This window comes from Nocardia carnea (genome assembly GCF_029868325.1).
In the GTDB taxonomy this organism is placed as follows: domain Bacteria; phylum Actinomycetota; class Actinomycetes; order Mycobacteriales; family Mycobacteriaceae; genus Nocardia; species Nocardia carnea_C.
Map to the genome: position 1 here is coordinate 29,117 of NZ_JARWNW010000204.1, position 19,536 is coordinate 48,652.

The 19,536-nt window shown below is 68.0% G+C and carries 15 protein-coding genes; 12 read left to right on the forward strand and 3 right to left on the reverse strand.

The window, feature by feature from the left end; all coding sequences use genetic code 11:
* Window positions 1–202: 202 nt before the first annotated feature.
* From QH196_RS16895 to QH196_RS16905, 3 genes are all read left to right on the forward strand, one after another.
* The gene (locus QH196_RS16895) at window positions 203–1,285 is read left to right on the forward strand and encodes a DUF4185 domain-containing protein (RefSeq protein ID WP_280416757.1); all 1,083 of its coding nucleotides are present in this window, start codon (window positions 203–205) and stop codon (window positions 1,283–1,285) included.
* Between the two features lie 78 nt (window positions 1,286–1,363).
* Window positions 1,364–2,620: an erythromycin esterase family protein gene (locus tag QH196_RS16900; RefSeq protein WP_280416758.1), complete on the forward strand. Its 1,257-nt coding sequence runs from the start codon at window positions 1,364–1,366 to the stop codon at window positions 2,618–2,620.
* Window positions 2,621–2,673: 53 nt separating this feature from the next.
* Complete coding sequence (locus QH196_RS16905; protein WP_280416759.1) at window positions 2,674–3,333, forward strand: class I SAM-dependent methyltransferase; 660 nt, start codon at window positions 2,674–2,676, stop codon at window positions 3,331–3,333.
* A gap of 101 nt (window positions 3,334–3,434) precedes the next feature.
* Here the strand turns inward: QH196_RS16905 and QH196_RS16910 are convergent, their stop codons facing one another.
* The gene (locus QH196_RS16910) at window positions 3,435–4,034 is read right to left on the reverse strand and encodes an alpha/beta hydrolase family protein (RefSeq protein ID WP_280416760.1); all 600 of its coding nucleotides are present in this window, start codon (window positions 4,032–4,034) and stop codon (window positions 3,435–3,437) included.
* Window positions 4,035–4,139: 105 nt separating this feature from the next.
* Here QH196_RS16910 and QH196_RS16915 point away from each other — a divergent pair, with 105 nt between their 5' ends.
* The 6 genes from QH196_RS16915 to QH196_RS16940 all read left to right on the forward strand — a co-directional run bounded on the left by QH196_RS16915 (window position 4,140) and on the right by QH196_RS16940 (window position 11,240).
* A complete protein-coding gene (locus QH196_RS16915; RefSeq protein ID WP_280416761.1) occupies window positions 4,140–4,475 on the forward strand; it encodes a YciI family protein in 336 nt (111 codons plus the stop codon).
* Complete coding sequence (locus tag QH196_RS16920; protein WP_280416762.1) at window positions 4,472–5,689, forward strand: RNA polymerase sigma factor; 1,218 nt, start codon at window positions 4,472–4,474, stop codon at window positions 5,687–5,689. The genes QH196_RS16915 and QH196_RS16920 overlap by 4 nt, the downstream gene beginning before the upstream one ends.
* A gap of 116 nt (window positions 5,690–5,805) precedes the next feature.
* Window positions 5,806–6,300 (forward strand): SRPBCC family protein, encoded by a 495-nt coding sequence (locus QH196_RS16925; RefSeq protein ID WP_280416763.1) that lies wholly within the window; start codon window positions 5,806–5,808, stop codon window positions 6,298–6,300.
* A gap of 234 nt (window positions 6,301–6,534) precedes the next feature.
* Window positions 6,535–8,370, forward strand: coding sequence for an acyl-CoA dehydrogenase (locus QH196_RS16930; protein WP_280416770.1), 1,836 nt, complete (start codon window positions 6,535–6,537; stop codon window positions 8,368–8,370).
* 285 nt (window positions 8,371–8,655) lie between these two features.
* Window positions 8,656–10,110 (forward strand): rifampin monooxygenase, encoded by a 1,455-nt coding sequence (gene rox, locus QH196_RS16935; RefSeq protein WP_280416764.1) that lies wholly within the window; start codon window positions 8,656–8,658, stop codon window positions 10,108–10,110.
* Window positions 10,111–10,148: 38 nt separating this feature from the next.
* Window positions 10,149–11,240 carry a DUF4185 domain-containing protein gene (locus tag QH196_RS16940; RefSeq protein ID WP_280416765.1) on the forward strand — a complete coding sequence of 364 codons (1,092 nt, stop codon included), beginning with the start codon at window positions 10,149–10,151 and terminating at the stop codon, window positions 11,238–11,240.
* 443 nt (window positions 11,241–11,683) lie between these two features.
* On the opposite strand, the gene QH196_RS16945 is transcribed toward QH196_RS16940, so the two are convergent.
* Window positions 11,684–13,765 (reverse strand): VanW family protein, encoded by a 2,082-nt coding sequence (locus tag QH196_RS16945; RefSeq protein ID WP_280416766.1) that lies wholly within the window; start codon window positions 13,763–13,765, stop codon window positions 11,684–11,686.
* A gap of 769 nt (window positions 13,766–14,534) precedes the next feature.
* Here QH196_RS16945 and gnd point away from each other — a divergent pair.
* Window positions 14,535–15,569 (forward strand): phosphogluconate dehydrogenase (NAD(+)-dependent, decarboxylating), encoded by a 1,035-nt coding sequence (gene gnd, locus QH196_RS16950; protein ID WP_280416767.1) that lies wholly within the window; start codon window positions 14,535–14,537, stop codon window positions 15,567–15,569.
* A 131-nt stretch (window positions 15,570–15,700) separates the two neighbouring features.
* Here gnd and QH196_RS16955 read toward each other — a convergent pair whose 3' ends face one another.
* A complete protein-coding gene (locus QH196_RS16955; RefSeq protein ID WP_280416768.1) occupies window positions 15,701–16,993 on the reverse strand; it encodes an acetyl-CoA C-acetyltransferase in 1,293 nt (430 codons plus the stop codon).
* 203 nt (window positions 16,994–17,196) lie between these two features.
* Between QH196_RS16955 and QH196_RS16960 the strand changes: the two genes are divergently transcribed.
* Window positions 17,197–18,555, forward strand: coding sequence for a 3-oxoacyl-ACP reductase (locus QH196_RS16960; protein ID WP_280416769.1), 1,359 nt, complete (start codon window positions 17,197–17,199; stop codon window positions 18,553–18,555).
* Window positions 18,555–19,421, forward strand: coding sequence for a MaoC family dehydratase (locus QH196_RS16965; protein WP_280416771.1), 867 nt, complete (start codon window positions 18,555–18,557; stop codon window positions 19,419–19,421). The genes QH196_RS16960 and QH196_RS16965 overlap by 1 nt, the downstream gene beginning before the upstream one ends.
* Window positions 19,422–19,536: the final 115 nt, after the last annotated feature.

Sequence of the window (19,536 nt, forward strand, 5' to 3'; positions counted from 1 at the left end):
ACCCCGCCGACCTGTGTGACACCAGCACAGAACTGCCACGCAAAGCCTCTGATCAGCCCATATCCACTGCTAACATGACCGCGATCTGCCAGCCAGTCGAAATGAGCCGTGCAACAGATCTCGAGGTGCCCACGTTTATCCGCGGCGATTCTCGACGCAACCCGGAGGTCCGACGGACTTGAAAAGAACCGGATCCATACTCATGTCTCTGCTGGCGGGCGCATCGGCCGCAATGCTCGCGGCCACCGCACCGGCCACGGCGAATCCCAACGCCATCAATCCCATTCCGGTGCTGAACGGCACCAATGGGCTTCCCCAATTACACGGAGCCACCCGGGCCGTTTTCCAGGTCACCGGTATGGCCAGCCCGAACGGCACCCACACCTACAACATGCTCGGCACCGATCTGGGCATCATGTGGGACAACGGGCACGGTGAAATGCTCACCGCGTTCGGCGATACCGCCGGCGTCGGATTCCCCAACCTGCTGTCCGGCAGTATGTGGGCGTGGCGCAGTAATGTGCTGGTCCGCAGCCATACCCGCGACCCCCGGCACGGTATCTACTTCGACAGTGTGGTCCGCGACGTGTTCGGTCAGGCCCGGGATCTGATCCCGAGCCCGAAAATTCCGTTCCTGGAGATCAGCCGTATTCCGACCGCCGGTATCTCCGTGAACGGCGTACAGTACATGAGCCTGATGTCGGTGAAGACATGGGATACCCCGGGCGAATGGACAACCAATTACTCCGGGCTGGCCGCATCCGCCGACAACGGCGAAACCTGGGCCGATCTGACATTCACCCGCCGGCCCAACGAGGGCGCCAACCGCAATTTCCAGATGAATGCCTTCGCGAAAGACGGTGGCTACGTTTATGTTTACGGAACCGCGTCGGGCCGCGACAATGCCGCCTACATATCCCGGGTCCGCGAGGCCGATATCCAGAATCTGGGCGCCTACGAATACTGGGACGGCGGCAGTTGGAAACACGGCGATGTGAATGCCGCGAAACCGATCATGCACGGGGTCGGCGAATTGTCGGTCATGTGGAATGATCATCTGGGTCAATACGTTTCGCTGACCACCGACCCGTTCAATTCGGTGGTGATGCGCACCGCGCCCGCCCCGCAGGGTCCGTGGAGCCCGCCCCGGGTGCTGATCGACGCACGGGAGCTGCCGACCGCGTACGCGCCGTCGATCTTCCCGTATCAGACCGGAAGCGATCTGTACTTCCTCACCACGGTCCACAACCAGTACAACGTGGTCCTGATGCGCACTCAGCTCTGACACGGCTTGACCTAAACAATAGTTGAGGTACGAGGCTGGTTCACGACACACACTCCGACGAGCCATTAGGAGCCTGGCGTGACCACGACCTCGACATCCACCGATACCGCCGACGCGGTGCACCGATGGCTGCGCGATAACGCGCGGCCCGTACACGGAACCGACGCCGCCGATACCGGTCCGGATCTGCGGGCGCTGACCGACCACCTGGCCGCGGCCACCGTGGTCGGCCTCGGCGAATCCACCCGCTTCTCCCGCCAGACCTACGGGATCCGCGATCGGATCCTGCGCACTCTGATCAGCGAGCACGGATTCCGTGCGCTCGCCATCCAGGACAGCGCACGCTCCGGTGCCCGGCTCGACGCCTACGTACGCACCGGCAGTGGTGATCCGTACACCGCGCTCACCGGCGCCTGGCGCCCCCTGCGCACGACCGAAACCGTCGCGACACTCGAATGGCTGCGCGCCTACAACATCGACCACCCGGACGATCAGGTCGGTGTGTTCGGCATCGAACCGGCGGCCGCCGAATCCGCCGACTACGACGAAGTGCTCGCCTACGCCCGCCGCTGGGCCCCCGCCCACGCCGACGAACTCGCCGCGTATCTGACCCCGATCCGCAGCGCGCACCGGATCGACGAGCACGTCCAACGTCACCAGGGCATTCACCCCGGCCGACCATTCGCCGAGGATGCCCGTGCCGCGCTCACTCTCCTGCACTCGCTACCGCAGCCGGACGACCCCGAGGCCGCCGCAGCGTATTCGACGGCACTGGACCGCATCCGGCTGATCGTGGACTTCCACGAGAACAGCGTGGCCGGTCGCGGCAGCTTCGGTAGCGACGATCCCCGGCCCGCCCGGAGGATCATCGATCACCATCGCGACACCGGTGCCCGAATCGTCTACTGGGACGGGATCGCCCATACCGCCGCCACCGAGATCGGCCTCGGCCCGGATCAGACCCGATTCCACGGCGAAGGCAGCGAGCTGCGCACCTATTTCGGCACCGGCTACCGCTCGGTGGCGATCGGTTTCCATCACGGCGACCTGGGCGCGGCGATCGCGCCCGACCCCTACCCGGACCTCGTCGATGCCGATCTGGGGACCGTCGACCTGCCCGCCTACTTCGTCGACCTACGCGACGACGCACCACCGGAGGTCCGGGCGTGGCGGGCGGCGCCGGCCCAGCTGCGGGTGATCAGCGGTGTGTACGACCCGGCCGCGGATGAATCGGCGCGGCTGACGGTGAGTTCGGCGGCGGCGGCCTTCGACATCCTCGTCCATGTCCGGGAAACCTCGCCGGTGCACTGGCTGCCCGAACCCGCCGACGAGTGACATCCGGCCCCGAAGCGGTCCGAACCGGACACCGCGTCCATACACTGGCCCGTATGGACGCGGCCGAATGGGATGCGCGGTATGTGCAGAGCGAACTGGTGTGGGGCGCACCGCCGAACAACACGGTGGTGGAGTTCGTGCACGGACTGGACCGGCGCATACCGCGCGTACCCGGTCCCGACGGGACGGTTCCGGAATTCCCGCGCGCACTGGATCTGGCCTGCGGGGAGGGCCGCAACGCGCTGTGGCTGGCCACCCACGGCTGGCAGGTGCACGCGGTGGATTTCTCCCAGGTCGGGATCGATAAGGGCCGTACGGTGGCGACGCGGCTGACCCGGTCGATCCGGGAGCGGATCACCTGGCAGTGCGCCGATCTCACCGATCCGGGTGTGGATATCGGCGGTCCTTACGAACTGGTCCTGATGGTGTTCCTGCATCTACCGGCCGGACAGCGTCGCGAGATGGTCCGGCGGGCGGCGCGGTTGCTCACCCCCGGCGGGATGCTGCTGGTCCTCGGGCACGACAGCGCGAATCCGGAACGGGGGCACGGGGGTCCGCAGGATCCGGAGATCCTGTTCACGCCCGAGGATGTGGTCGCCGACCTGGGCGAGGACAGCGGTCTCCAGATCGATACCGCCCAGCAGGTCCTGCGGCCGACCGAAGCCGGCGACGCGATCGACGCCCTGGTGGTCGCCACCAAACCGGTTCAGTAGCCCCGGATCACACAGGCGGCAACCCGGTTAACCCGGCAGTGCCGCGTGGCGCGGTCACACACGCGCCTTGCGGCGCGGCCTGTCCGGCTCAGCCGGGTAACTCACCGACTCCAGCGCCGGAACCACGGCGCCAGCGTTTCGGCGATGTCGTCGAACCCCTTCTTGAAAGAATGCGGCTGCCCGGCGATGACCCGGACCTCCGCCGCGTCCGCCGGGTCCGGGATTCCGAACGGATCGCTACCACCGTTGATCACCACCACCTCGGCCGGTGCGGCCGCCAGTAATTCGTCGCGCCGGGATTTCTCCGGTTTCCCGGGCGGATGCAGCGGGAACGACACCGCCACGATGCCGCGGGCACCGAGTTCGCCGGCGGTCCGGCAGGCGACCCGCGCCCCGTTGCTGCGGCCACCCTGGATCAGCGGAAGGCCGGGGCCGATCTCCGATCGCAGGGCGGTAACAAGCTCGACCCAGGCCCTGTCCTGCGGCTCCGGCTTACCGGGCGCTCGGCGGCCGGCCACCCGGTAGGGCTGCAGCACGCGGGCCACGACACCGCCCGCGGCCAGCGCCGTATCGCGCACCGTCACGATGTCGCGGCTGTCCACCCCACCGCCGGCGCCGTGGGTGAATACCAGCAGGAAGGCGGGGTCGTCCGGGTGATCGATCTCGGCCTCGGCGGGCCCGGCGCTCGTCTCGATCCGCACACTTCACCCTATCCAGTCCCGTATCGGTTCTTCGAGATCTCGTACCGGAGCGCCGGGCGGCGCGCGCCAGTGGTTCCGGCCCGGGTGGTCGGGCATATTGGGAGGATGAAGTATGTGCTTCTGATCTGCGATGACGAGACATCGTTGCCGAGCCCGGCCGAAATCGCGGCGGATCCGGCCCATCAGGACTACGCGGCGGAAGTGGATCGGCGGGGCTCTCGACGGGGTGGCGCCCGGTTACGTCCGGTGGCGGAGGCGACGACGGTCCGGGTGCGGGACGGAGAAACGCTGGTGTCCGACGGCCCGTTCGCAGAGACCAAGGATTTCATCGGCGGCATCGATATTCTCGAATGTGCCGATCTGAACGAAGCCGTCGAACTCGCTGCCCGTCATCCCTATGCCCGGCACGGCGCCATCGAGGTCCGGCCCGTGTGGGAATGACCGCACCACCGGAGGTCCGCGCCGCGCTGGATGCGGCGTACCGCGACGAGTGGGGTCAAGTGGTCGCCACCCTGATCGGGGCGACCGGCGACTGGGACCTGGCCGAGGACTGTGCACAGGACGCGTTCGCCGCGGCGTTGTCCGCGTGGGCGCGCGACGGTATCCCCGATCGCCCAGGGGCCTGGCTCACCACGACCGCACGCAACCGCGCGACAGACCGGCTACGCCGGAACACAGCTGCGAAAACGAAACTTCGCCAGCTCGCCGTGCTGGCCCGCGACCCGGCCGAGCCGCCGGTAGACGTAATTCCCGATGAGCGGTTACGGCTGATATTCACGTGTTGCCATCCCGCGCTGCCGTTTCCGGCCCGGGTCGCGCTCACCTTGCGGACGCTGGCCGGCGTGAGCACCCCCGAGATAGCCCGCGCTTTCCTGACCACCGAGTCCACGATGGCGCAGCGCCTGGTGCGGGCCAAGCGCAAGATCGTCGAGGCCGGCATCCCGTACCGGGTTCCCCCGGCGGAATTGCTACCGGAGCGTTTGGCCGCGGTCGCGGCGGTGCTGTATCTGATCTTCAACCAGGGCTACGGCGATGCGGCCACACAGCGCGGGCTGACCGCGGAAGCCATTCACCTCGCGCGGATGCTGGTCCGGTTGCTGCCTGCCGAACCCGAGGCGCGGGGCCTGCTGGCGCTGATGCTGCTGCTCGAGGCCCGCCGCGAACAACGTACCGAGGACGGTGTGCTGATCACGTTGGAGGATCAGGACCGCTCCCGATGGGATGGCGCGCTGATAACCGAAGGGGTCCGCATACTGGACGAGGCGCTGGCTCTGCGGCGTCCCGGGCCGTATCAGGTGCAGGCCGCCATCGCGGCCTGCCATGCCGGCGCACCCGACGCGGCGTCCACGGACTGGTCACAGATCGCGGCGCTCTACCGTGTCCTCGCGCGGCTGGCGCCGTCTCCGGTGGTCGATCTCAACCATGCCGTGGCGGTAGCCATGACCGAGGGCGTCCCGGCCGGTCTCGCCCTCGTCGACGAACTCGCCGAATCCGGTCGCCTGGACGGCTACTACCTACTTCCCGCGACCCGCGCCGATCTGCTGCGCCGGCAGGGCCGGGTCACCGAGGCCGCCGCGGCCTATGAGCAAGCATTGGAACTGGCGCCTTCCGCCGCCGAACGCCGCTACCTGACCCGGCGGCTGCGCGGGCTCTGACCTGCGACGCGGCGATCGTCCCGAATTTTCTCGAACTTTTTCCCATGCGGGTGTCGATCCGGTCGGTGTTGCTTCGTCGGTGGGGCGAAACCACCGATGAAGAGAGGACGATGACGATGTCGAATTCCGAGTACTTGACCGCGGCCGTAACCGTGCGGGAAACCCCCGAGGAGGTCTTCGCGGCCGTGACGAACGTGCGCGGCTGGTGGAGCGAGAACCTCATCGGTGCGAGCGCCGCCTTGGGCGACGAGTTCGTTTTCACCGACGACAGCAAATATGCCGGGGAAACCGCGAAGGAGAAAGAAGGCATCCGGTTTGCCCGGTTCCAGCTCACCGAGGTGACTCCGGGTGCACGCATGGTCTGGCAGGTGGTGGATTCCGATCTCACCTTCGTCGACGACCGCACCGAATGGACCGATACGACGGTCGTCTTCGATATCACCGCGACACCGGAGGGCACGACACTGCAGTTCACGCACAAGGGCCTGACCGCCGACGAGTCGGAATGCTTCGAGGCCTGCTCACGCGGCTGGACCTTCTACATCACGAAAAGCCTGCCGCAGCTGCTGAGCACCGGCACCGGTGATCCCATTCCGAGGTACCACGCGTGACAACGGCCCGATAGACCCGCTCGGGTCTCGTTTGCACAGGTCACCGGGTTGCTACCTGTTTCGCTCATCACATTGCCGCGGGACCCTTTGCCGCTCGCCTTACCCGTCGGTAATATAGGCAGTAAGTTACCCGCGAGTAGCCTGCCGCGTTCCGGTAGCTACCCGGTGGCAACAACGGGCGGGAACGGCTAACCACACCGACCGCACCCGACTCAACGGAGAGTGAGTATCACAATGGGTCATTACAAGAGCAACGTCCGCGACCTGGAGTTCAACCTCTTCGAGGTCCTCGGTCTGGACAAGATCCTGGAGTCCGGCGCCTACGGCGACCTGGACGCCGACACCGTGAAGGAGATGCTCAACGAGGTGCGTCGCCTGGCCGAAGGCCCGCTGGCGGAATCCTTCGCCGACGCCGACCGCAATCCGCCGGTCTTCGACCCGGAAACCCATACGGTCACCCTCCCCGAGTCGTTCAAGAAGAGCTACCGGACCCTGCAGGAAGGCGGCTGGGACAGCTTCTCCGTCGACCCTGAACTCGGCGGTATCGACGTCCCGCGCGCCGCCTACTGGGCCATCGCCGAACTGCTCCTCGGCGCGCAGCCCGCGGCCTTCATGTACGCCGCCGGCCCCGGTTTCGCGAACATCTTCTACAACAACGCCACCGAAGAGCAGAAGAAGTGGGCCAAGATCGCCGTCGAGCAGGGCTGGGGCGCCACCATGGTGCTCACCGAGCCCGACGCCGGCTCCGATGTGGGCGCGGGCCGCACCAAGGCGGTCCAGCAGGAGGACGGCTCCTGGCATATCGAGGGCGTGAAGCGCTTCATCACCTCGGCCGATTCGGACGACCTGTTCCCGAACATCATGCATCTGGTGCTCGCCCGCCCCGAGGGCGCCGGCCCGGGCACCAAGGGCCTGTCGCTGTTCTTCGTACCGAAGTTCCACTTCGACCACGAAACCGGCGAACTGGGCGACCGCAACGGCGTATTCGTCACCAATGTCGAGCACAAGATGGGCCTGAAGGTTTCGGCCACCTGTGAGGTCACCTTCGGCGGCCACGGCATCCCGGCCAAGGGCTGGCTCGTGGGTGAGGTGCACAAGGGTATCGCGCAGATGTTCGAGGTCATCGAGCACGCGCGGATGATGGTGGGCACCAAGGCCATCGCCACCCTGTCCACCGGCTACCTGAACGCCCTCGACTACGCCAAGCAGCGCGTGCAGGGCGCCGACCTGACCAAGATGTCGGACAAGGCCGCCCCGCGGGTCACCATCACCCACCACCCGGATGTGCGGCGCAGCCTGGCCACCCAGAAGGCGTACGCGGAGGGCCTGCGCGCGGTGTACCTGTACACCGCGGCCCACCAGGACGCCGATGTCGCCGCGGCCGTTTCCGGTGCCGACGCCGATCTCGCGGCCCGCGTCAACGATCTGCTGCTGCCGATCGTGAAGGGGGTGGGTTCCGAGCGGGCCTACCAGTACCTCACCGAATCGCTGCAGACCCTGGGCGGATCCGGCTTCCTGCAGGACTACCCGATCGAGCAGTACATCCGCGACGCCAAGATCGACTCGCTGTACGAGGGCACCACCGCCATCCAGGCGCAGGACTTCTTCTTCCGCAAGATCGCCCGGGACCGCGGTGTCGCGCTGGGCCATGTGGCCGGACAGGTGCAGAAGTTCATCGACTCGGAGGCGGGCAACGGCCGGCTCAAGGCCGAGCGCAAGCTGCTGGCGACCGCGCTCGAGGATGTGCAGGCCATGGCCGCCACACTCACCGGGCACCTGATGGGCGCCCAGGAGCAGACCGATGAGCTGTACAAGGTCGGCCTGGGTTCGGTGCGTTTCCTGCTCTCGGTCGGCGATCTGCTGATCGGCTGGCAGCTGCTGCGGCAGGCCGAGGTCGCCGGTGCCGCACTGGATGCCGGCGCGGAAGGTGCCGATCAGGCCTTCTACCAGGGCAAGGTCGGCGTGGCGCAGTTCTTCGCCCGCAATATCCTGCCGGAGCTGACGGCCACCCGCACCATCCTGTCGAACCTGGACAACGACATCATGGAGCTGGACGAGGCGGCGTTCTGATCCGCTGAGAAATCGCTCTCCCAACTGGCGGCCCGGACGATCCGGGCCGCCAGTTTTGTGTGGGCTCCCGCTCATAGCGACGAAGCCCATGAGCCGACCCGGGCACACGGCCGGTCGAACGAGTCGTTTCGAACCCCTCCCCACTTCAACGTATATCGCACAGGGGGTCTTGCGGCAAGACCCCGGTGGTGCCGCAGAATATCCGGCCGGAGCCCCGCTACCTGCGGAAACAGGCTCGCGACAGCGCGTGGTGACGGCAGGAACCACGGAGGGGATGGGCGATACATGTTCGATGTGATCATTACCGGCGGCGGGCCCACGGGCATGATGCTGGCCTGCGAACTGCGATTGCACGGTGTGCGGGTGGTCGTGCTGGAAAAGGACGCCGAGCCGTCGGAATTCATCCGCGGGACCGGCCTGCATGTACGCAGTATCGAAATATTGGACCAGCGCGGGATCCTGGAGCGTTTCCTCGCCCACGGGCAGAAGTACCCGCTCCGCAGCCACTTCGCCGGTATCGACAAAGCCGTGCCCGCCGGGCTCGATACCGCCCACCCCTACATTCTCGGCATCCCCCAGCCGGTCACCGACCGGCTGCTGACCGAACGCGCGCAGGAACTGGGCGCCGAGATCCGGCGCGGCCGGGAGTTGACGGGGCTGGCGCAGGACGAACACGGGGTCACCGCCGAGCTCACCGACGGTACCCGGCTGCGGGCCCGCTACCTTATCGGCTGCGACGGCGGGCGCAGCACGGTGCGCGCACTGATCGGGGTGGATTTTTCCGGGGAACCGTCCACGACGGATGCGCTGCTCGGGGAAATGGCGGTCACCGCCGCCCCGGACACCATCACCACGGTGATGACCGAAGTACGGAAAACAGAGCACCGTTTCGGTCTCATGCCGCTCGGCGACGGGCTCTACCGAGTGCTGGTGCCTGCGGCCGAGGTGGCTGCCGACCGGTCGGCACCGCCGTCCCTCGCGGACTTCGCCCGGCAACTGCGTGCCGTCGCCGGTACCGATTTCGGGGTGCATTCGCCGCGCCGGCTGTCCCGATTCGGTGACGCGACCCGGCTGGCCGAACGCTATCGGGTCGGTCGGGTACTGCTGGCCGGCGACGCGGCGCATATCCATCCGCCACTGGGCGGGCAGGGTCTCAACCTTGGCATCCAGGACGCGTTCAATCTCGGCTGGAAACTCGCGGCCACGCTCGCGGGCCGGGCGCCGGACGATCTGCTCGACAGCTACGGCACCGAACGCCGTCCGGTGGCTGCGGGCGTGCTGGCGAATACCCGCGCGCAATCGGAACTGCTGTCCGCCGAGCCGGGGCCACGGGCGGTGCGCGGGCTGTTGTCGGAACTGATGGACTTCCCTGAAGTGACCCGGTACTTGCTGGCCAAGATCACCGCGCTCGATATCCGTTACGACTTCGGCGACGGAAACGAACTGGCCGGGCGGCGGATGCGCGATATCGCACTGACTCAGGGACGCCTGTACGAGCTGATGCACCGCGGACGCGGTCTACTGCTCGACCGGACCGGCCGGCTCTCCGTCGCGGGGTGGACCGACCGTATCGACCGTATCGCCGACCCCGGCGCGGAACTGGATGTGCCCGCCGTCCTGCTGCGGCCCGACGGGCACGTGGCCTGGACCGGAGCGGATCAGCAGGATTTGCTCGACCGGATCCCGCGGTGGTTCGGTAGCGCGGACCGGCACGCCGATACCGCGGCCGTGGCAAGATGACCCGCAGACCGCGCAGTTCCGCAGGAGGACAACCGAGAATGACTCGCCGCCCGCTGTCCGTACTCGTGCGCGCCGGGATAGTGGGTGCTACCGCGGCCCTCGTCCTGGCCGGTCCGGCCGCAGCCGACCCCAACAATGTGAATCCCATCCCCGGGATCAACGGCCAGCCACGCGGGCTGCCGCAGCTACCGGGCGAAACCCAGGCCGTCTTCCAGGTCACCGGGATGGACAGCCCCAACCGGACCGAGCGGGTGAACGTACTCGGCACCGATCTCGGGGTGATGTGGGACGACGGAGCCGGGACCATGATCACGGCGTTCGGCGATTCCGCCGGTCTCGGTATCCCCAACCTGCTGGCCGGCAGCGCATGGGCGTGGAGCAGCAATGTGCTCTTCCACAGCCGCACCAAGGACCCGTCGCAGGGCATCATCTTCGACGGTGCGGTCCCGAACCCGCTGCCCAGCCCGAAGATCCCGGGTATCGAGATCAGCCTGATCCCGACCGCCGGGGTCGCGGTGGGCGGTGTGCAGTACATGAGCATGATGTCGGTGAAGGAATGGGGCGACCACGGCAAGTGGACCACCAACTTCTCGACCCTCGCCTCCTCCGCCGACGGCGGCCGGACCTGGGCGCAGCTGCCCACCACCCGCCGGGCCAACGGCGGCGGCCACGAACGTTTTCAGCAGAACGCGTTCGTGAAGGCCGATGGGTATGTGTACCGGTACGGCACGGCAGCCGGGCGGGGCAACGCCGGCTACATCTCCCGGGTGCGGGAGGCGGATATCGCGAATGTCGACGCCTACGAGTACTGGGACGGCCACGGCTGGAAGGTGAACGACCCGTTGGCCGCGACGCCGATTGTCGAGGGTGTCGCCGAATTGTCGGTGCAGTGGAACGACCATCTGCGCAAATACGTGATGCTGACGACCGATCCGCACAACTCGGTGGTGCTGCGCACGGCGGACACCCCGGAAGGCCCGTGGAGTACACCGCGCGTGCTGGTGGAGGCAGCTTCCCTGCCTACCGCCTACGCGCCCATGATCTTCCCCTACCAGACGGGCAGCGACCTGTACTTCCTGCTCACGGTGCACCGGCAGTACAACGTCCTGCTGATGCGCACCCCGCTGTAGGCGGGGCGGCGCCGTAAGTCACCGGCGGCCTACCGGACACTGTGACCATTACGGCAGCCGAAGTCGACCGGCCGGGTCGCGCTCACCACGATGACCCCGGGCGACCGTTGACGCGGTCCCGAAACATGCGACGCCGGCATCGTCGCCGAGACCGCCGATGCCGGCGATCTGCGCGATACCGCGGCCACCCGAGCCGCTGTCCCTGGCGGCCAACCGAACGCCGGCCTGCCGGTGATCAAACGTAGAAATCGGCGCACAACCTGCGCCGGCCCGAGACTCGGCACAAGCACGGTGGGCGGCACCTCATGGCCGACTCGGCCTCAATGCGCTCGACGACCAGGTCGTTTCGGTACCGAGGCCGACGTGCCGCAGCGACCGTCAGCTACCCCACGGACGAGCAGGCAGGGAACGCCGCTGTTCCACCGGCCGGCCGGTGTGGCGTATCAGCGGTTACCCGCGCGATTGGTGGGCCGGCTGCCCTCGTTGCCGCTGCTCGGCGGCACTGCGGTCGGCTCCGAAGTGTCCTCGGGCTGTTCCCCGTCGGATTTCTCATCGTCCGGGGAAACGCATTTCACCTCGGGAACCGGGTCGTACTTGACCGTCCGCGTATGCCGGGAAATCTCCTGACCGGTATTGATATCGGTGATCACCCGGGTATCGGCGATCGTGAAACCGGGTGCTCCCGTGGAGGCAATACAGTCGTCGCCCTCGGGCAGGGTGATGGTTTCCGGTTCGGTCGGCTTGGACTTTTCGCCGGTGATGGATTCGACGTTCACCGTCTTGGTGCCCCAGATACGCACCGTCACATCGGAGCTGTCGGCGAACGCCTGGATGTAAATGCCGTGCGGAGTGTTGTTACGGAACTGCAGGTCGATGGCACCGTCGAAGACGGTGGCCTCCCGGGCGGCCGGGTAGCGGGAGATGTAGTAGCTGTGCTCGGTGTGGCCCGCGTCTTCGAGCCCGGCGAAATATGCGGCGTTGTAGAGGGTGGTGGCGAACTGGCTGATCCCGCCGCCGACCGCCGTGCTGGGACGGCCGTGGTCGATGATGCCGGATTCGACATAGCCCTCGGCCGCGCCGCGGGTGCCGGTATGCCCGTTCAGGGAGAACGTGTCACCGGGTTTCACGACCGCACCGTTCACCTCCCGGGCGACGGTCCGGATGTTCACACCCGACGGACCGGAGAAATCGCCGGTGGTGAACTCACCCATCACCTCGGTAATGCCCAGCGACTCCGCCGCCTGGGTGGTGAGCTTCGGTTCGATCCGCTCATAGATCGCCGCGGTGGTGCGCTGCGGTCCGGCGGCGGCCAGCATCGCCGGCAACTGATCCAGCGATTTCGGCCAGTTGATCTTGTCGCCGACCACGGCGGGAACCACGGTCGGCGCACCGGAGAAGGTGAAGGTCGCATCCTTGGGTTCGACCTCGGTCGGCGCCAGCTGCGGGGCGAGCAGATCCGTCGCCACCTTGTGGTCGAATTCGACGCGCAGACCACCGTGGCCGTCCGGGACGAAACTCACGATGGCGGCGATCTGCTCCGGATTCAGCGTCGCGGTCCCGTTGCCCTTACCCGAATACACCACCGGCGCACTCACGGCAGGCTCGGCGATCTCGTGCAGCGCCTTCTCGATGGCGTCGCGCCGGACCGCGGGGGGTGCGGGCGTAACGGGCAGGTCCAGGGTGTTCGCCGTGGCCCACTGGTCGGTGAGCACGGTCCGCGCCGCGGCCGTGTCCAGAATCCGGCCCGGAACCGGGTCCACGGCGACCGGCCGTGTGCCCTCGAAGGCGATACCGCCCTCCACCGGCGGCTGATCGTGTACCCGCAGTTCATCGAGGGTGCGCCCGAAGGCGGCCTCGTCGACCGTGCTGGCCACCGTGACCTCACGGGTGGCGACGAAGGACAGCAGCCGGGCCGCGGGATTGAGCGGCTGGCCACCCACCCGCTCCCAGGTGGCGTCCCAGTCCACGCCGAGGCCGGCGGCGCTGGGTACCAGCTCGGTCTGCACATCGGCGATCTTCACCGGCACCACTTCGCCGGAGCGGGCATCGAGGGTGGTCTGCAGCTTTGCGCGAGCCTCGTCCTTGTCCATCCCGCCGATCGCGACCCCCGCGACCTCGACGCCGCGCGGAACGCTGCCGGAGGTCATCACCAGATCGGCGATATAACCCACCAGGGCGATACCGAACACCACGGCGGCGGCCAGCAGCACGCGGCGAGCGGTCGCGGAACCACGAAATCGGTCGCGGAGGCCGGCCGGTGAACGCTTGTTCCCGTCGTCTCCACCGTCTCCGCCGGAACCTCCCGGGCGCCCCTGCGGCGGCCGCGGTGGCGCCGGAGGGACCGAGCCGCTCTGCGCGAGGGCATCGGTCGCGGCGGTGTCATCGGAGTAGGCCGACCACGCGGCCTCCTCACCGGCCAAGCGCTGTGTAAGGGCGGCGGACTCGAAGACTTCGGTGGGGGCGTCGAAATCGGGGCCGCCGGCGGCATAGGCGTCCGGCGGCGGAGTGGGGCCGCTGCGCGGCAACTGCTGAGTGGCGAAATCGGGTCCGGCCGGATCGGCACCGCCCCGGGCCTGCTGCGGTCCGGTATACCCCGGCGCGAGCGGCGCGGCAGCCGGGTGGGAAACGGTGGGAGCGGGGCCGGAGGTTTGGTTGGGCGAGCCCTCGGATACTGAATCGGGGGAGGCCGCGGAGTTATCTGCGCCGGCCGTACCGGTCGCCGGGTTCAGCCACGAACTGCCGCCGCGCCAGCCGGGCGCGACGGTTTCTGCCGGATTCGGTCGTGCGGGCGGCTGTCCCTGCTGGTCACGACCAGTATGCGACGGCTGAGCTGGACCGCTGCCGGTCGGCTGTGGTCGGCCGGGCTCGTGTCTGTCGCCGCGGTCGGTATTCGATTCGCCGCTCACGAACCGTCCTCCCCAATCGAAATGTCCGGGGACTCGCCGGGTGCGAGCCTTCGCCAACGATAGTTGTCCGAACTGTAATCTTCAGTGCCTGATCGATCACAGCTGCGCCATCTGGCGGTCCGGGCAGCGGCTCAATTGAGACACCGCACAGTAGCCGGGCGATACCACGCAACGGCCTGCACGACCACTGCGCGGTTCTGGTCCGGACAGCAAAGTGGCCCCGTGCAGTCGCCGGGTCGGGGGTCAGGCGAATACACGGAGCCAACCGGTATATCGGCGCCGCCGACAGGGCGTTACACCCGCGCACACAGAAGTTCGCGACCGCGGCGGGCACAATCGACTACGACGTGCGATCCGGACCTCCAACCCAGGGAAAAGGGGACACGAGATGCAGTTGGGCATGATCGGGCTCGGCCGGATGGGCGCAAATATCGTGCGGCGGATCGTGGCGGCCGGCCATACCGCGGTGGGCTGCGAACGCCATCCGGAGGTGATCACCGGGCTCACCACCGAACTGGCCGACGGTTTCCGCGGCAGCACCGACCTGCGGGAATTCCTCGCAATGCTGGAGACCCCGCGCGTGGTCTGGGTGATGATCCCCGCCGGGGCGACCGGCGCGGTCATCGATCAACTGGCCGAACTGCTCGACCCCGGCGATATCGTCATCGACGGCGGCAACAGCCGTTACCACGACGATATCGACCGTGCCGCGAAGCTCGGCCCGCTCGGCATCCACTATCTGGATATCGGTACCTCCGGCGGAGTCTTCGGCCGCGAACGCGGTTTCTGCCTGATGGTCGGCGGCGAACCGGAACCGTTCCGGCAGGTGGAGCCCCTGCTGCAAGCGATCGCGCCCGGTGTTGCGGCCGCGCCCCGCACACCGGGCCGTGCAGGCGAACCCGGCCCGGCCGAACACGGGTATCTGCACTGCGGTCCGGCGGGGGCCGGGCATTTCGTGAAAATGGTCCACAACGGTATCGAGTACGGCGTGATGGCCGCCTACGCTGAGGGCCTCAACATCCTGCACAAAGCCGATTACGGCAACCGCGCGGCGAGCGAGTACTCCGCCGAGGAGACGCCGCTGGAGAACCCCGAGTACTACCGCTACGACATCGATATCGCGCAGGTCACCGAGGTGTGGCGGCGTGGGTCGGTGGTCGCGTCGTGGCTGTTGGACCTGACCGCGGCCCAGCTGCACGCGGATCCGGACCTGGACTCCTTCGGCGGTCGCGTCTCGGATTCCGGCGAGGGTCGCTGGACGCTGGACGCCGCGGTCGATATCGGTGTCCCCGCCCCGGTCCTCTCCGCGGCCCTGTTCCAGCGCTTCGCGTCCCGCGGCGAGTCCGGCTACGCCGACAAAACCCTCTCGGCTATGCGCGAGGCCTTCGGCGGACACCACGAATTACCGGGCGCCGAAAGGTAGGACCGCATACCCACCGGGGCCGGTCCCGGTGCCGGCGAGCTCCCTGCTCCCGCCGGCACCGGTGTCGCCCGGCTCGGGGTTCACCGCACCCAGCTGCCGACCGCCTGCGGCCGGATGCGGCGCTATCCCGCTCAGCGCTCCAGAATGGCCACCACACCTTGCCCACCCGCGGCGCAGATGGAGATGAGCGCCCGACCGGACCCCTTCTCGGCCAGCATCTTGGCGGTCTGAGCGACGATCCGCCCGCCGGTCGCCGCGAACGGATGACCGGCGGCCAGCGAGGACCCGTTGACGTTCAGCTTGGTCCGGTCGATCGGGCCCAGGGCACCGTCGAGTCCCAGCCGTTCCTTGCAGTACTGATCCGATTCCCACGCCTGCAGGGTGGCCAGTACCACCGACGCGAAGGCCTCGTGGATTTCGTAGAAGTCGAAATCCTGCAGGGTCAGGCCGTTGCGGGCCAGCATGCGGGGCACCGCGTAGGTGGGGGCCATCAGCAGGCCGTCGGGGCCGTGGATGTAGTCGACGGCCGCGACCTCACTGTCCACCAGATGCGCCAGTACCGGCAGGCGGCGTTCGGCGGCCCATTCGTCGCTGGACAGCAGTACCGCCGAGGCACCGTCGGTGAGGGGTGTGGAGTTACCGGCCGTCATCGTGGCGTCGCCGAGTTTCACGCCGAACACCGGTTTCAGAGTGGCCAGTTTCTCCACCGAGGAGTTGGGACGCAGATTGTCGTCGCGGGTGAGTCCGAGGAAGGGGGTCACCAGATCGTCGAAGAATCCGCGTTCGTAGGCGGCGGCCATATTCGTGTGTGACAGGTAGGCCAGTTCGTCCTGCGCCTCGCGGGCGATACCGAATTCCTTGGCGGTGACGGCCGCATGCTCGCCCATCGACATCCCCGTGCGCGGTTCGGCGTTACGCGGAATCTCGATACCGACCATGCCGGGCCGCAACTGGCCGACCAGCTTGAGACGCTCGGCGTTGGTGCGGGCGCGGTTGATGTTCAGCATCCATTCGCGCATCCGCTCGCTCACCCCGATCGGCGCATCGGAGGTGGTGTCGGTGCCGCCGCCGATACCGGCCTCGATCCGGCCGGCCGCGATGGCGTCGCCGACGGTGACCACGGCCTGCAGGCCGGTGCCGCAGGCGAGCTGCAGGTCGTGGGCGGGCGTGTAGGGGCTGAGGGTGCTGCCGAGCACGCTCTCCCGGATCATGCCGTGTTCGCCGACCCGTTTGAGGACGGCGCCGCCGGCGACCATGCCCAGGCGTTCGCCCTGCAGGCCGAAGCGGCTCACCAGACCGTCCAGGGTCGCGGTGAACATGTCCTGGTTGGAAGCGTGCGCGTAGGCCTTGTCGGAACGGGCGAACGGGATGCGGTTGCCGCCGACGATGGCGACCGGACGGGTCGAACGGGATGTGGTGGTCACTCGGGTCTCCCAGGTTGTCGAGTTGGCGAGATGGTCGGGTGTTTCCGGCCCCGGATCCGCGGTACCCGGCCGCGGGGGCGGCCGGCCCCCCCCCCCCGCGCTGCGGGGGGTTGTGTTTGTCCGGCATCACCGGGCGGGGGGGGGGGTACCCCGCCCCACGGCCGGTACCGGCAACCACTCGAGCAACAGAAAAGGTGGGAACAGTGGCAGCCAAGAGCAAGGGCGCACCCAACCTCTACGGATCGTTCGTCAACTCCGCGCCCGGCGGGTTCCTCGCGAACAAGCTGGGCCTGCCGAAGCCGGAGAAACTACGGCGCTACACCCCCGGCGAGCCCGCACTGCCCGGCCCGGTACTGCTGGGTGGTAAGGGCCGCGTGGCCGAACCGCTGCGCGCGCTGCTGGCCGGCGACTACACCTTCGCCGATGCACCGGCTGCCGGCACCAAGTACGGCGCACTGGTCTTCGACGCCACCGGTATCGGCAGCATCGAGGACCTTTCCCAGCTCTACCAGTTCTTCCAGCCGGCCATGCGCAGTATCGCGCCGTCGGGCCGGGTACTGGTCATCGGCACCACCCCGGAACTCGCCGGATCGGTCGAGGGCCAGATCGCCCAGCGAGCGCTGGAGGGCTTCACCCGCTCGGTCGGCAAGGAACTGCTGCGCGGCGCCACCTCCCAGCTGGTGTACCTGCACCCCGAAGCCTCGCCGGCGGCCACCGGCCTCGCCTCGACGCTGCGCTTCGTCCTCTCGGCCAAATCGGCGTTCGTGGACGCGCAGGTGATCCGGGTCGGCAAGGACGATTCCACCGCGCCCGCCGATTGGAACCGCCCGCTCGACGGAAAGGTCGCCGTGGTCACCGGCGCGGCGCGCGGTATCGGCGCCACCATCGCCGAGGTCTTCGCCCGGGACGGCGCGACCGTGATCGTCGCCGATATCCCCGCCGCGGGCGAGGCGCTGACGGAAACGGCGAACAAGGTCGGCGGTACCGCGCTGGCACTCGATGTGACCGCCGCCGACGCGGCCGAGCGGCTCGCCGAATTCGCCACCGAACGCTTCGGCGGTATCGACATCATCGTGCACAACGCCGGAATCACCCGGGACAAACTGCTCGCGAACATGGACGAGGGCCGCTGGAACGCGGTCCTGAACGTGAACCTCGCCGCCCCGCACCGGATCACCGAGGGCCTCGTGTCCTCGGGCGCCTTGAAGGAAGGCGGCAGGGTGATCGACGTATCCTCCATCGCGGGTATCGCCGGCAACCGCGGGCAGACCAACTACGGCGCCTCCAAGGCCGGAGTCATCGGCATGGTGAACGCCGAAGCACCCGCGCTGGCCGAGAAGAACATCACCATCAACGCCGTGGCGCCCGGATTCATCGAAACCGCCATGACCGCCGCGATCCCGCTGGCAACCCGCGAGGGCGGCCGGCTGATGGCCTCGCTCAACCAGGGCGGGCAGACCGTGGACGTCGCCGAAACCGTCGCCTTCTTCGCGAGCCCGGCGTCGAACGCGGTGAACGGCAATATCGTCCGCGTCTGCGGCCAGAGCATGATCGGCGCGTGATGACCGAGACCATCACCCTCGACGCACCCCCGAAGAACGGCAGCCTCTATGCGAAGGCGGCCCTGGGCGCGGTCCCGCTGCCGTTCGTATCCGGCCGCACGGCGGCGATACCGGACCGCCAGGTCCGGCTCGACGGCCTGCGCGTGGATCCCGAACATCTGGCCGCCTACTGCCGCGCCACCGGGCTGCGGTTCGGCGACAACCTGCCGCTGACCTACCCCTTCGTCATCACCTTCCCGATGGTGATGAAACTGCTGGTGCAGCGCGATTTCCCGTTCGCCGCGATGGGCGCGGTACATACGGAGAACCTGATCGAACGCACCCGCGACATCTCGGTCGGTGAACCACTCGATATCACCGCGCATATCGAGAACCTGCGCGAGCACCCCAAAGGTCTGCTGGTGGACGCGATCAGCGAGATCCGGGTCGGGCGGGAACTGGTGTGGCGGCAGGTGACCACCTTCCTGCACCAGCAGAAGACCTCGCTGTCGGGCGGTCCCAAACCCGAGCCGAAGCCGGAAGAGGTACCACCGCCCCCGCTGCGCACCCTGCGGGTCGACCAATCGGCGATCACCCGCTACGCGAACGCCTCCGGCGATCAGAATCCGATCCACACCTCGGCATTGGGTGCCAAGGCGTTCGGTTTCCCGCGGGCCATCGCGCACGGTATGTGGTCGGCGGCGGCCATCCTTGCCACGTTGGAGGGCCGGATTCCCGGTGCGGTGTCCTACGCGGTGAAGTTCGGTAAGCCGATTCTGCTGCCCTCGACCGTGAACGTGTACGCGGATCGGGTCGCCGACGGCTGGGAACTGGCCCTGCGGCATCCGAAGAAGGGCTACCCGCACCTCACCGCCACCCTGCGCTGACCGGCGCATCCCGGCGAACACCAGAGAATCGCGCGCCCCGTGGCCCCGGGGGGGGGGTGTGTGGGTTGGGTGGTAGTGCGCGCAGGCGCGGCGGGGCGGGGCGCGCCCCGCGCGG